This is a genomic window from Brevibacterium sp. 1718, assembly GCF_051131255.1.
Lineage (GTDB): Bacteria > Actinomycetota > Actinomycetes > Actinomycetales > Brevibacteriaceae > Brevibacterium > Brevibacterium sediminis.
The window spans coordinates 263,030-275,213 of sequence record NZ_CP186550.1 but is presented as its reverse complement, the minus strand read 5'-3'; the positions used below and the strand labels follow the sequence as shown (position 1 = coordinate 275,213).

The following is a 12,184-nucleotide window of genomic DNA, read 5'->3' as shown; positions in this document are numbered from 1 at the left end:
AGGAGACCTCATGACCAGCATCTCAGAATCCATTGCCTCTTCAGTCGCTTCGATCAGGCTCGATGACATTCCCGCAGAAGTGCAGTCGCGTGCCCGTCATCTTATGCTCGACTCGGTCGGGGTCGCCCTTGCTGCCAGCAATCAGGATTTCGCGGCAGTCACCTTGGCCGGACTCGCTGAGCTCGACCCTGGTGAGACTCCGGTCATCGGCAGCTCGACCACGCTTTCCAAGACCGGAGCGGCGATCGCGAACGGCCTGATGATCCACGGCCACGACTTCGATGACACGCACATAGCCGCCGTATCGCACGTCAGTGCCTCCTCTCTTGCCGCCGTCATCAGCGCGAGCGCCGCCGACGAATCAATCAGCTTCGGCGACCTCCTGCTCGGCTACATCCTCGCCATCGAGGTGAACTCCCGTCTGGGGATGGCCGTCGACGGACGGTTCCACGACAAAGGATTCCACCCCACGGGTATCCTCGGAGCGTTCGGATCGGCAGTCGGCATCGGAGTCCTGCGCAGCCTTCCGGTCGACAAACTCGTTGACGCTCAGGGCATCGTCGGTTCGTTCTCCTCCGGACTCCTCCAGTTCCTCGATGAGGGAGCCCCTACGAAACGGCTGCACCCGGGTTGGGCGGCCAACGCCGGCCTCCATGCTGTTTCGCTCGCCGCTGCCGGGTACACCGGTCCGACGGAAATCTACGAGGGCCGATTCGGTCTGTATCGGACTCATATCCAGGGCGAAGATGCGCCTGGGCTCGAGGTCTTCGAAACCCTCGGTGAGACATGGGAAGTGGCGAATGTTGCTGTCAAACCGTTCCCCACCTGTCACTTCACCCATTCGTTCATCGATATTGCGCTGCGCCTCCGGCAAGAACCGAACTTCGACTTCGACCGAATCGCGTCGATCTCGGCGAAGATCCATGATGTACCCGGTGCGGTGGTCTGCGAACCGGCTGCGGACAAGCTGCGACCTCGCAGCGAGTACGACGCCAAGTTCAGCCTGCCTTATCTCACAGCTGCGGCTCTGCAGCACGGGCAGATCACGTTCGCCGAACTCGACGAGACGGCTCGCGCCGACGAGTCGGTCCTCAGCGTCGCAGCACGGGTGGATATACAGCACGACCCAGCGAGCCTCTATCCGAAAGCATTCTCCGGAGACCTGGCCATTACACTCGACGACGGCACCACCTTCCACGAGGCGGAGCAGATCAATCGTGGTCACGAATCCCGCCCGTTGACGAACGCCGAGGTGGCTGAGAAGTTCTCCGCCTGCGCATCACCAGTCGTCGGCTCGGTACGAGCAGCAGAGATCGCGGCAACCGTGACAGATGCTCCTGTCGGCCGGCCAGCCGCCGCTGTCATCGGAGATTTCTGTGGTTGACGTCGACAGCGGACCGGGGAGCGTCACCGCCACGAACCCGCCGGAAACAGACGTGTTGGGTCCCGGATGGCTGTTCGTCCCAGCCGACCGACCAGAGCGCTTCGAGAAAGCCGCAGCAGTCAGCGACCAGATGGTCATCGACCTCGAAGACGGAGTTCGCGAAGCCGATAAGGAGAAAGCCCGAAGCCTGCTGCGGCGATCCGAGTCCGTACCGAGGCGGGCTTGTCTGCGCATCAACGGCCTGTCTACTGTGCACGCCGATAGGGACCTCGAACTCGCACGGGAGATGGGCTTCCGTTCGGTCATGGTTCCGATGGCTGAATCACATCAGCCCTTCACTCAGCTAGCTGACTTCAGCGTCGTCGCCCTCGTCGAGACGGCTCGCGGGGTCGTCGAATCCGATCGCATCGCGGCTCACCCCAACGTCAATGCTTTGGCCCTGGGAACGGCAGATCTGCAATTGGATCTGGGAGCGCGCGACACAAAAGGGACCGCTGGTGTGTTCGAGGACCTGCTCGCATTTGCCCGGGCGACACTCCTCTTCGCGGGTCGAGCTCACCACGTTCCCGTCATTGACTCGGTGCATGCCACTGTGGCCGACGATGCGGGGCTGCGACGGGCCGCCACGGTGGCGTCAGCATACGGAATGGACGGCAAACTGGCGATTCACCCGAGACAGATCGAAATCATTCGCGGCGAGTTCGCTCCCAGCGAGTCAGAGGTGGCTTGGGCAGCTGCCGTGGTCTCTGAGGCCGAATCTCGAGCTGCAGGCGCGTTCGTCCTCGATGGCGAGCTCGTCGACGAAGTCATCATCCGCAGGGCGGAAGGAGTTCTCGCCAGGACCCAGTGACCTGAGCACCCGGCGGCAATGCGATCCGACACGGATCTGCGCGAGCTGAGCGGTCCGTGGAAGGGTATCGCACTACCATGGCATCACAGGTGATCGTCTTCGGCTGCAGACCACCGATTCGAATAGCCTGACAAGGAGAGTAGACAGAATGCCTCAGTGCACCCGCCTCAATCGATTGCTGGTCAGGACTTCACATGGTTGAGTCGAAAACCGCCTACGCCGTCGTCGCTGAGAAGATCCGTCGAAACATCCTCGACGGGACTTTTGCCCCCGGCTCTCGGCTGCCCTCAGACGCCGACTTGCGCGAGACCTACGCTGTCGGACAGAGCACCATTCGCGAAGCACTTCGCACCCTGTCGAGCGAACATCTGGTCAAAAGCGTTCGCGGCGTCAATGGGGGCACGTTCGTCACGATTCCGACCGTCGGTCATTTGGGTTCGCAGTTGGAAGTCGGGGTCACTCTCCTGGCCTCTTCGGACTCGATCTCGATCGATGACCTCATGGAGATCCGGCATATCACCGAAGTTCCGGCAGCCGGCTATGCTGCATCGAGACGAACCGACGACGACCTGAATAAGCTGCGTAACTCGGATCCGAGTCTGCGCAGCGAAGAATCGTCGTTCTCCAGCCATTCGACTTTCCATCAGCAGATCGTCGAGGCGGCGCACAACCCCCTGCTCGAAGTCGTGACTATCCCACTGTTCAATGCACTTCAGAACATCGTCGGCGAAGCGAATGCTGCTGCAAACATCGGCACGAGCGTGAGCCACGATCATTCGGCGCTATTCGACGCGATCGTCCGCCGCGACTCTATGGCCGCGATGTCACTCATGCGCCAGCATCTGGATTCCGTCTCTGAGTACTACCGCAGTCGCGGTCTCTGATTCAGCACTAGTGAGGGCCCTCCTACAAGAAGAGGGCCCTCACTGATGCTGAGCATTGCGCAGATCAATTCTCGGCGTTTCGAGTTTGAGAATCTCGAGACCTCAGTGCCGACGTTGCCGCGTCGTCGACGACCCACCGTTCAGTATCGACGACGACACCATAATCACGAGCAGCCTCTTCCGAGGTCAGATACTCATCCCATACATCGTGGAGAACCGCGAAGGGGTCTCTCTTGAAAGGGTCGCCGAATCCGCCTCCTGAGGGCATCCGGATCTCCAAGGTATCTCCTGCGTGAACGACCTCCTGAGTGACCTTCGAATGGAGCACCTCTTCTCGTTCCGTTCCCGGATTGCGAACGAAAGACCCGGAGACTCCGTCAGCGCCGCCCAACACACCCGCAGGCGGATCGCTTCGATTGTCGGCCTCGGACCCGAGGAAGGTGTCTGTCATCATCAGCCAGCGGCGGACACTGCCAATGCCGCCTCTCCATTGTCCCGGTGCCGGAGATTCATCGCGCAGCTCGTATCGTTCGGCGCGCATGGCGTGGTTGAGTTCGAGTTCCTCAATCGGGTTGTTTCTCGTATTCGCCATCAGCGCGTCGACGGCGTCGAGCCCATCTCGGCCGTTGCGACCACCGTACGAACCTTCATTGATCTCGATGTATACCCAGTAGCTCTCTCCATCTTCCGCAACTCCCGAATATGCGATGGCGCAGAGCGCGGACGATGAACCGGCAACCGCCTGGTCCGGCAGAATCGGTGCCAACGCCAAGTTGATCGAGTCGAAGACACGATTGACCTGTGAGAATCGGGCAAAGCACGAAGCAGGGAAGTCTGGGTTGAATATTGTTCCTTCGGGGGCATAGGCCCGGACCGGACGGAAGCAGCCGTCGTTTTGAGGGACGTATTCTGGAGTCGTCTCCTCGTCGAGCAATATCGTTCGGATGGCGCTCACCGCAACCGGCAACACCGAGCCTTCGAAAGGAACGTTGAATGCTGTAGGAACCTGGTCGTTCGAACCGGTGAGATCGATAAGCACTTCGTCGTCTTCGATGTCGACTCGGACTGCCACCTTCAACGGGACTCCACGGTTCTTCCCATCATCGTCGAGGTAGCCGATCGGTGCTTCGTAGCTGCCGTTCGGCAATTCGCGAATCCGGCTCCGGAGCATGTTCTCCGAATAGTCCATCCAGGCTTCGCTCGCGCTCATCACAGTATCGAGGCCATACGTCTCGAGAAGTTCGACGAATCTCTTTTCCCCGATACGAGCGCATGACACGAGCGCCTCGAGGTCGCCGCGGTTCTGCTCCGGCGTTCTGACGTTGTCGAGGATGTGCTGAATGAGCATGTCGTTGCGCACGCCCGCATCGTAGATCTTCATCGAGTCCATCAGCTTGCCCTCTGCCCAGACGTCGACAACGTCCATGCACAGTCCCGGGAAATTACCGCCAATGTCCGATACGTGCCCTGTGCATCCGGCGAATCCAATGTGTTCGTCGTTCCAGAAAATGGGAATGATGATTCCGTAGTCAGGCGAGTGAGCTGCACCGTGGTACGGATGGTTATGGAGAATCACATCGCCGGGACGGTAGCTTCCTGCAAGCCGGCGATTTACTCCCTTGATATAGGCGGGGATCGACCCACAGTGCATCGGTGTCGAGTCCGATTCGCAGAGTTCTCGTCCATAGACATCGAAGATTCCAGCTCCCAAGTCCTCTGATTCTCGGATGAGACTCGAATACGCCATCCGGTAGAGAACCTGGGCCATCTCCTTCGCCATAGAATCGAGGGCACCTCCGATCACTCGCAAGGTGATCGGGTCTACCTCAACCGAGTTCCACGTGCGATGAGGGACTTCAGGTGCCAGTGAGACACCAGTCATCGGCATTGTTGTTTCACTCATTGTGCGCACCTTTCGATGATGATGTGTCCGAGCTCATCGACCGTGGCCCGTTGTCCGATTCCAATAACAGTTGTCGAGTCGAATTGTTCGACAATGGCCGGTCCGTCGAAGACGTTGCCCGCTCGAAGAAGCTCTCGAGAATAGACGTCTGTGTCGACCCACTTCGGACTGCCCGCATCATCCGTCCACATCAGGGTCTGTGCCGTCGCCACCTTCGCAGGAGTAGAGTCGGCATCGCCAACGGCTATCTTCGGAAGCCTGATCTGAGGCACCATTCCGATACCGGTCATCCGAACATTAACCAATTGGACCGGTTTGTCGTCGAACCGCTGCGAGTACATACGCCCGTGCTGCTCGTGGAAAGCTTGAGCGACCTGCTCCACCCAGTCGGCGTCGATCTCTCCGCTGGGTGCCTGGACTCGCAGTTCGTAGCCTTGTCCGACGTATCTGCAGTCGACGCTGCACTCGAGGTCAATGTGCTCATCGGGGATTCCGTCGCCTTTGAGCTGCGCGACGGCCTGGTCGGTCAGGCGGGCGACTTCGCGTGCAAGCAGGTCGATGTCAGCCTGGTCCGACGAGGTCCACACCGTTGTCGGAACTTCGTAGCGTATGTCGGTGGCCAGGAGGCCCACTGCCGAGGTGATCCCGGGGTGCGTTGGCACGATGATCCGCGGAATATCGAGTTGCTTTGCGATATGCCAGGCGAACAGCGGACCGGCGCCGCCTTCTGCGACCAGTGAGAAGTCTCGTGGATCGTAGCCCTTGCGGACCGAGTGCAGACTGATCGCTTCGGTCATTGAATGTGCGAGCACCGTAAAGATGCCCATGGCCGCCTTCTCGGTGCTTTGGCCCAGAGGCTCAGCGATGTGATTCCTCACTGCCTGCTCGGCGAGCTGCGGTCGGACTTCCATGGTTCCGGAGAGAAAGCTCTTCTCGCGCAGCCACCCGAGGACCACCATGGCGTCAGTCGAGGTAGGCTCAGTGCCGCCGCGGTCGAAACAAGCAGGACCCGGCACGGCACCGGCGCTGCGCGGGCCGACACGGAACATGCCTCCTTCGTCTATCGAAGCGATCGAGCCTCCACCCGCCCCGATGGTGTCAACTTCGGCCATCGGAACCATTGCGTGATAGTCGCCGATACGGGTATCGAGCAAGTGTTTCATCCGGAGGCGTCCGTCGGGTGCGACTCCAACGTCGGCTGATGTGCCTCCCACGTCGAGCGTGATGACGCTCGGATAGCCTGAGGCCGCTCCGATTGCGCAGCCTCCGATGAGCCCGGCGACGACACCACTCGTCAGGAGCGAAACCGGGGTTTGGCGAGCACTCCTGGCAGTGACGAGTCCGCCAGCAGAGGTCATGAGGTGGACGTCGTCACTTACGCCCGCAGCACTCGCCTCGTCGACGAGTTTCGAGATGTAGTTCGATGTCTTCGGTCCGACGAAGGCGTTGAGAGCGGTCGTCGAGAATCGCTCGTACTCTCGATACTGGCTGGCAACTTCGCTGGACAGAGAGATGAACGCCTCTGGGAACTCTTCCTCTACGATTTCGCGTGCCCGTTGTTCGTGGGCGGGATTCTTGTAGGCGTGCAGGAACGCGATGGCCACCGCGGCAACTCCACGCTCCCGCAGGAGCCGCGCTTCCTGTCGAACGGCGTCTTCGTCCAGCGAGGTGAGAACGGCTCCGGACGCATCTATGCGTTCGGGCACTGTCCGCCTGTTTCGGCGAGGAACCAATTGCCATTTCTGCCAAGGCAGCTCCTGATAGTTCGAATAGTTCAGAGGACGCTTCTTCCGCGCAATGTGGAGGAGATCTCTGAACCCCTCAGTCGTGATCAGGCCGACATCGTCACCGTTGTGCTCGAGGACGATGTTGGTCGCCACAGTCGTCCCGTGGAAGAACATGTCGATGCTTTCGAGGTCGATCTCCGCTTTGACCTCCAGCGCAGAGATCCCCTTCATCGTGCCGACTGACGGGTCCTCATTGGTCGAAGGTGTCTTATGTACTGTGGTTGTGCCGTCGTCGTCCCATAGGACCAGGTCGGTGAAAGTTCCGCCGACGTCAACTCCAAGTCGTCTCATGGAAGTCCAATCAATGTGTAGGAGGATTTCAGTGATGGCTGACACTGCTCTGTGCGCACCACTGAAGCGAATATACATCAGATATATAGAGGCCGCTAGACCCAATTCTCGACAATATTTCCAGGAATTCACGAGAATACTTACATAAACACCTGATGTTTAAGCGATTGGGATACCCCCTCTAAACCGGATCCAGTTCCACTCCGTTCGACACCGAGGCGGCACTACTGCGCGGCGTCGACGAGTGGCTCACTCCATTCCGTCGTTTCTGGGTCCCGCAATCGGACATGCTGTCAGCCGAGAACGCCCGCGCAAAGGGACAGTGCCGTCTGGCAGAAGCCGAATCAGACACCATTCCACTGCTGCGCATCCTTGGTTACCATGAAGTACGCCGATCTTCGGCGAACCTCCCGCACCTCACCTTCAACCGCCGTCAGATCATCGACGACCTCCGAGGAGCTTCCATGACCACCCCCGACTCCAGTCGCCCCACCGAAGACCAGGTCCTCGCCGCGCAGGCCGACGCCGTCGACCGCGGGCTCAACATCACCGTCGAGGGCGACACCCAGCACACGGTCCAGACGCTGAGCCAGACCTACCCGACCACCGTCTCCGACCTCTGGGAAGCCTGCACCGATCCGGTCCGGCTCGAGCGCTGGTTCGCACCCGTCAGCGGCGACCTCGAACTCGGCGGTCGCTACCAGATCGAAGGCAATGCCTCCGGCACGATCGAGAACTGCGAACCGCCCCACTTCTACTCGCTGACCTGGGAGTTCGCAGGAGGAATCAGCCATGTCGCCATCCGCATCGCCGAGGCAGACGGCGGCGCACGCCTGACCCTCGAGCACTCGCACGCAGGTGAGGCGAACGCCGATTTCTGGGTGCAGTTCGGACCCGGCGCCACCGGGGTCGGGTGGGACATCTCCCTCCTCGGTCTCGCCAACCATCTCGTGGCCGGCACGGGACGCCCGGAAGACGAGAACGAATGGGTCACCTCGGCGCCGGCACAGGAATTCGTCCGCACCTCCAGCACGCGCTGGGGCGAGGCCTCAGCGGCGGCAGGAACACCCGTCGATCAGGCGCGCGCCGCTGCCGAACGCACCACAGGCTTCTACCTAGGCCAGCCTCCGACCGAGTGACCTCTCGTCCGCCGACTGAGCCAACGGCGGAATGGTCCCGCCCATTCCCTGCCTACTCCCCCGCCTGCTTCCGCGCCCCCAGCGCCAGCCGGGCGATATCGCGCAGCACTTCGAGTTCCTCGCTGCCGTCGAGCAGCGCCCGCAGCTCGACGGCGGCCCGGCTGAGCAGGCTGCGATAGGCGCCGGCGACGTTGTCCGGTTCCCGCGTCAGCGGGTAGGACACACAGAGGGCGAACACGATCGCATCGACGGTGAAGGCCACACTCGCCGAGGCGGTCCCGGCCACCCGTGCCTGCTTGGTCGCGTAGAACTCCGCCGGATTTCCCGGCCCGCACAGCGCCAGGGCAGCCGAGCCGCCGTCGACGAGCGGGAGCACCGCACCGACTCCGCGCGAGACGCGCAGCTCATGATCGGCTTCGACGTTGCGCACGCACACACGGTCCTCACCGACGCGGACCCACATCTGCACGGATTCCCCGGTCATCGTCCGCAGATGGTCGAGCACCGAGTTCGTCGTGGCGATATTGCGCCTGCCCGGGAAAGGGCCCAACCGCAGCAGCCCCGAGGAGTCACGGACGATGAACTTGTGCGCCCGCAGGTCGGTCAGCAGCCGATACGTCGTCGACTTCGAATAGCCGAGGCGGCGGCACACCTCCGCAGCCGTCATCGGCGAGTCCTGGAGGACTTCGAGGATGGCCGCACTGCGGTCGATGACTCCGATCTCCGCCGGCACCTGTTCAGAACTCTTCATTCCCACTCCTCACGACACCGTCACATCGGCGAGCAGCTTCCGCCGGGACACCCACCACCGGAAGATGATGGGTCCGATGATGCCTGCCACCATGAGGATGATGATCGACAGCGACACCGGCCTGGTGACCAGGGGTGCGAACGATCCACCGGAGATCTGCAGCATACGCCGGAAGTTGTCCTCGAGCAGCGGCACGATCACGAGCGCCAGGATCGCCGGAGCCATGGGGATGCCGCCCTTCTCCATGAGATAGCCGATGACGCCGAAGATGCCGAGCATCATCAGCCCGAACAGACTGAATTCGATGGCGTAGGCCCCGATGACCACAAGCACGAGGATGGACGAGAAGAGGATCTCCTTGGGCATCTTCAACAGCTTCACGAAGACCCCGACCAGCGGCAGGTTGAGGATGATGAGCGCGATGTTGCCGATGTACATGCTGGCGATGATCGTCCAGATCAGACCGGTCTCGTCCCGGAAGATCAGCGGCCCGGGCTGCAGACCGTACATCGTGAACACGAAGAGCAGCAGCGCCGTCGTCGCCGAACCCGGGATGCCGAGGCTGAACAGCGGAATCATCGCACCACCGACGCCGGCATTGTTCGCCGCTTCGGGGCCGGCCACGCCCTCGATGGCGCCGTGACCGAACTCGTCCTTCCGCTTCGAGATCCGCTTCTCCATGATGTAGGACATGAACGAGGCCAGCGACGGACCGACTCCTGGCAGGATGCCGATGATGAAGCCGACCACGGAACCGCGCGCCCACGGGCCGGCCGACCGCTGCCAGTCTTCCTTCGTCATCCACTTGTCATTCCCGAAGCTCTGGATCTCGTCCTTCGCCCCACGTCCGAGCGCGAGGTTGCGGATCGCCTCGGGGATGGCGAAGAGCGCCATCGCGAAGATCGTGAAGTCGATCCCGTCGGAGAGCAGATCCATGCCGAAGGTCTGCCGGGGCAGTCCGGTCTGGAAGTCGAGTCCGATGAGGCCGACGGCCAGGCCGATGAAGATTGAGATGAGCGCCTTGGCCCGCGAACCCGCCGACATCGTCGACGCGAGCAGCAGGGCCGTGGCCATGAGCAGGAAGTATTCGGTGGCGCCGAAGACGTTCGCGAGTTTGACGAGGACGGGTGAGAGGAACGTCAGTCCGATGATCGCCAGGGTGCCGGCGAGGAACGATCCGATCGCCGCGGTCGCCAGGGCGGCCTTGCCCCGACCTCGGCGGGCCATTTCGTAGCCCTCGATCGCGGTCACCGCGCTGGCGACCTCACCAGGGGTTTTGATGAGCGTAGCGGTGATCGAGCCGCCGTACATCGAACCGTAGTAGATTCCGCACAGCAGGATGAGACCGTGCACCGGCTCCATCCCGAAGGAGACCGGGATGAGGATCGCGATCGCAGAGATGGGTCCGATTCCCGGCAGCACTCCGACGACGGTGCCCAGCAGCACGCCGAGGAGGGCGAAGGCGAGGCTGACCGGCTCGAGTGCCGAGGCGAAGCCGCCTCCCAGATCGATGAGAGTGTCCATGCCCGCCCCCTAACCCAGGATGCCGACCGGCAGGTACACGGCGAGTCCGTAGACGAACGCCGTGTAGACCACGACCGCGAAGAGGACGGAGAAGATGAGGTTGCGAATCCACTTCTCAGGTGCGTAGATGCTGGTCAGCCCCATCAGGAACGCCGCCGTCGACAGCAGGAATCCGACTGGGATGAGGATCGCCAGATAGACGAAGAAGAGCGCGAACTGGAATACGACCTTGCGCACCTGCGGCTCCGGCGGGGCTTCGAGGACGATCCCGCTGACCCCCTCCTGACCGGAGGATCGGTCGGCGGTTTCAAGGGATGATTCCCCCGCCGAGGCGGCCGTACCGTCCCCGTCCCTCGCCGGAGTCGTACGTGCAGTTCCCCCGGACCCGGTCCCCGCCTCGGCGAGGGTGTCCTTCCGGTGCCGGACGGCGGCCTGGCCGGCGAGGAAGAGGCCGAGCACGATGAGTCCGATCCCGACGATGGCGGGGAAGGTGCGCGGGGTGACGATGTTCGCGGTCTCCTGGATGGAGAACGTCGCGATGTAGTACACCGCGCCGATGACGGCGATGGCGCCGCCGGTGATGAGGTCGGTGCGGAAAGCGGTCATTTGCTGTTGCCCAGGTCGGTCTCGTTGACGCCTTCGGCGACCGTCTTCGCCGCGTCGTCGACGTAGGCCTGGGCGTCGTCGCCGGTGTGGAACTCGGTGGCCCACTGGTTGTTCTTCAGCGTCTCCTGCCAGGCGTCGGACTTGCTCACGTCTTCGAGCGCCTTGGCCCAGAAGTCCACGGCTTCCTGCGGCATCTCGGCGGGTCCGTAGACTCCGCGCCAGTTGCCCAAGGTCACGTCGTAGCCGGAGTCCTTCGCGGTGGGCACCGTGTCGAAGGGCGCCGCCAGCGGTTCCTGGGCGAAGGTGACGAGGGGTTCGATGTCGCCGGCTTCGATGACGGAGCGGAATTCGCTCATGCCGGCGATGGCGACCTTCGCGTCCCCGTTGAGCATGGCGGTCGTCTGCTCGCCACCGCCGTCGTAGTTGACGAAGTTGATGTCGGCCGGGTCGACGCCGGCTTCCTTCGCGAACAGGGCGAACGGCAGAGTGTCGTCTCCGGCGGCCGCGACGGTGACCTTCTGCGGGTCGTCCTTGAGCGCCTTGACCAGGGCGTCGAGGTCATTGAAATCCCCGTCCTTCGGCGTCACGACCATGAAGTCCTCGACGTAGAGGGTGGCGATGAGCGTCGTGTCCTCGGGACCGAATTCGCAGAGGTTGCGCGCCTTCATCGTCTGGCTGGCCAGGGAAGTGATGGCGATCTGATCGTCTTTGCCCTTCTCCTGCTGCATCATCGACGTCAGCCACGAGCAGCCGGTGCCGCCGGGCTTGTTCTGCACGGGCAGCGGCGAGGAGACGATGTCTTCCTTCTGCAGCGCCTCGACCAGCGCCCGAGCCGTGGTGTCCCAGCCGGATCCGGGTTCGGCTGGGGCGGTGACCGAGACCGGTCCCTTCGGATAGTCCCCGCCCTCGCCCGGGGGCTGCGCCTTGTTCCCGCAGGCAGCGGCGACGAGGGCGACCGAAGCGAGCACCGCCCCGATCTTCGCCGCGCGCTTGCGGGTACTCGTCGACCCTTCCTTCGCCGAGGCGGCCGTCCGTGTGCGTGTGATCGTCGTTGATCGCATGAGC

10 protein-coding genes are annotated in these 12,184 nt (G+C 62.3%); 4 read left to right on the top strand and 6 right to left on the bottom strand.

What is annotated here, in order from left to right; genetic code table 11:
* Positions 1 to 10 precede the first annotated feature (10 nt).
* From ACOZ9V_RS01225 to ACOZ9V_RS01215, 3 genes are all read left to right on the top strand, one after another.
* Positions 11 to 1,384: an MmgE/PrpD family protein gene (locus ACOZ9V_RS01225; RefSeq protein ID WP_139467827.1), complete on the top strand. Its 1,374-nt coding sequence runs from the start codon at positions 11 to 13 to the stop codon at positions 1,382 to 1,384.
* Entirely contained in the window at positions 1,377 to 2,234 is an 858-nt protein-coding gene (locus ACOZ9V_RS01220; protein WP_434592932.1) for an HpcH/HpaI aldolase/citrate lyase family protein, read from the top strand. Before ACOZ9V_RS01225 ends, ACOZ9V_RS01220 begins: the two co-directional genes overlap by 8 nt.
* A 194-nt stretch (positions 2,235 to 2,428) precedes the next feature.
* Positions 2,429 to 3,118: a FadR/GntR family transcriptional regulator gene (locus tag ACOZ9V_RS01215; protein WP_139467825.1), complete on the top strand. Its 690-nt coding sequence runs from the start codon at positions 2,429 to 2,431 to the stop codon at positions 3,116 to 3,118.
* Positions 3,119 to 3,182: 64 nt separating this feature from the next.
* On the opposite strand, the gene ACOZ9V_RS01210 is transcribed toward ACOZ9V_RS01215, so the two are convergent.
* Positions 3,183 to 5,021 (bottom strand): hydantoinase B/oxoprolinase family protein, encoded by a 1,839-nt coding sequence (locus ACOZ9V_RS01210; RefSeq protein WP_139467824.1) that lies wholly within the window; start codon positions 5,019 to 5,021, stop codon positions 3,183 to 3,185.
* On the bottom strand, positions 5,018 to 7,099 hold the full coding sequence (locus ACOZ9V_RS01205) for a hydantoinase/oxoprolinase family protein (RefSeq protein ID WP_139467823.1): 2,082 nt from the start codon (positions 7,097 to 7,099) through the stop codon (positions 5,018 to 5,020). The genes ACOZ9V_RS01210 and ACOZ9V_RS01205 overlap by 4 nt, the downstream gene beginning before the upstream one ends.
* Before the next feature lie 464 nt (positions 7,100 to 7,563).
* Here ACOZ9V_RS01205 and ACOZ9V_RS01200 point away from each other — a divergent pair, with 464 nt between their 5' ends.
* Positions 7,564 to 8,238 carry an SRPBCC family protein gene (locus ACOZ9V_RS01200; protein ID WP_181271065.1) on the top strand — a complete coding sequence of 225 codons (675 nt, stop codon included), beginning with the start codon at positions 7,564 to 7,566 and terminating at the stop codon, positions 8,236 to 8,238.
* Positions 8,239 to 8,290: 52 nt separating this feature from the next.
* On the opposite strand, the gene ACOZ9V_RS01195 is transcribed toward ACOZ9V_RS01200, so the two are convergent.
* From ACOZ9V_RS01195 to ACOZ9V_RS01180, 4 genes are read right to left on the bottom strand one after another with little or no spacing between them, the layout of a single operon-like run.
* On the bottom strand, positions 8,291 to 8,989 hold the full coding sequence (locus tag ACOZ9V_RS01195) for a helix-turn-helix domain-containing protein (protein ID WP_181271066.1): 699 nt from the start codon (positions 8,987 to 8,989) through the stop codon (positions 8,291 to 8,293).
* Positions 8,990 to 8,998: 9 nt separating this feature from the next.
* On the bottom strand, positions 8,999 to 10,513 hold the full coding sequence (locus ACOZ9V_RS01190; protein ID WP_434592927.1) for a tripartite tricarboxylate transporter permease: 1,515 nt from the start codon (positions 10,511 to 10,513) through the stop codon (positions 8,999 to 9,001).
* 9 nt (positions 10,514 to 10,522) lie between these two features.
* Complete coding sequence (locus ACOZ9V_RS01185; RefSeq protein WP_181271068.1) at positions 10,523 to 11,119, bottom strand: tripartite tricarboxylate transporter TctB family protein; 597 nt, start codon at positions 11,117 to 11,119, stop codon at positions 10,523 to 10,525.
* Positions 11,116 to 12,180 (bottom strand): tripartite tricarboxylate transporter substrate binding protein, encoded by a 1,065-nt coding sequence (locus ACOZ9V_RS01180; protein WP_181271069.1) that lies wholly within the window; start codon positions 12,178 to 12,180, stop codon positions 11,116 to 11,118. Before ACOZ9V_RS01180 ends, ACOZ9V_RS01185 begins: the two co-directional genes overlap by 4 nt.
* Between the last annotated feature and the right edge of the window lie 4 nt (positions 12,181 to 12,184).

Excerpts from the sequence above, each read along its gene's own strand:
- ACOZ9V_RS01200 (WP_181271065.1), top strand. The coding sequence starts at position 7,564 with ATGACCACCCCCGACTCCAGTCGCCCCACCGAAGACCAGGTCCTCGCC.
- ACOZ9V_RS01190 (WP_434592927.1), bottom strand. The coding sequence starts at position 10,513 with ATGGACACTCTCATCGATCTGGGAGGCGGCTTCGCCTCGGCACTCGAG.
- ACOZ9V_RS01195 (WP_181271066.1), bottom strand. The coding sequence starts at position 8,989 with ATGAAGAGTTCTGAACAGGTGCCGGCGGAGATCGGAGTCATCGACCGC.
- ACOZ9V_RS01180 (WP_181271069.1), bottom strand. The coding sequence starts at position 12,180 with ATGCGATCAACGACGATCACACGCACACGGACGGCCGCCTCGGCGAAG.
- ACOZ9V_RS01210 (WP_139467824.1), bottom strand. The coding sequence starts at position 5,021 with ATGAGTGAAACAACAATGCCGATGACTGGTGTCTCACTGGCACCTGAA.
- ACOZ9V_RS01185 (WP_181271068.1), bottom strand. The coding sequence starts at position 11,119 with ATGACCGCTTTCCGCACCGACCTCATCACCGGCGGCGCCATCGCCGTC.
- ACOZ9V_RS01225 (WP_139467827.1), top strand. The coding sequence starts at position 11 with ATGACCAGCATCTCAGAATCCATTGCCTCTTCAGTCGCTTCGATCAGG.
- ACOZ9V_RS01205 (WP_139467823.1), bottom strand. The coding sequence starts at position 7,099 with ATGAGACGACTTGGAGTTGACGTCGGCGGAACTTTCACCGACCTGGTC.
- ACOZ9V_RS01215 (WP_139467825.1), top strand. The coding sequence starts at position 2,429 with ATGGTTGAGTCGAAAACCGCCTACGCCGTCGTCGCTGAGAAGATCCGT.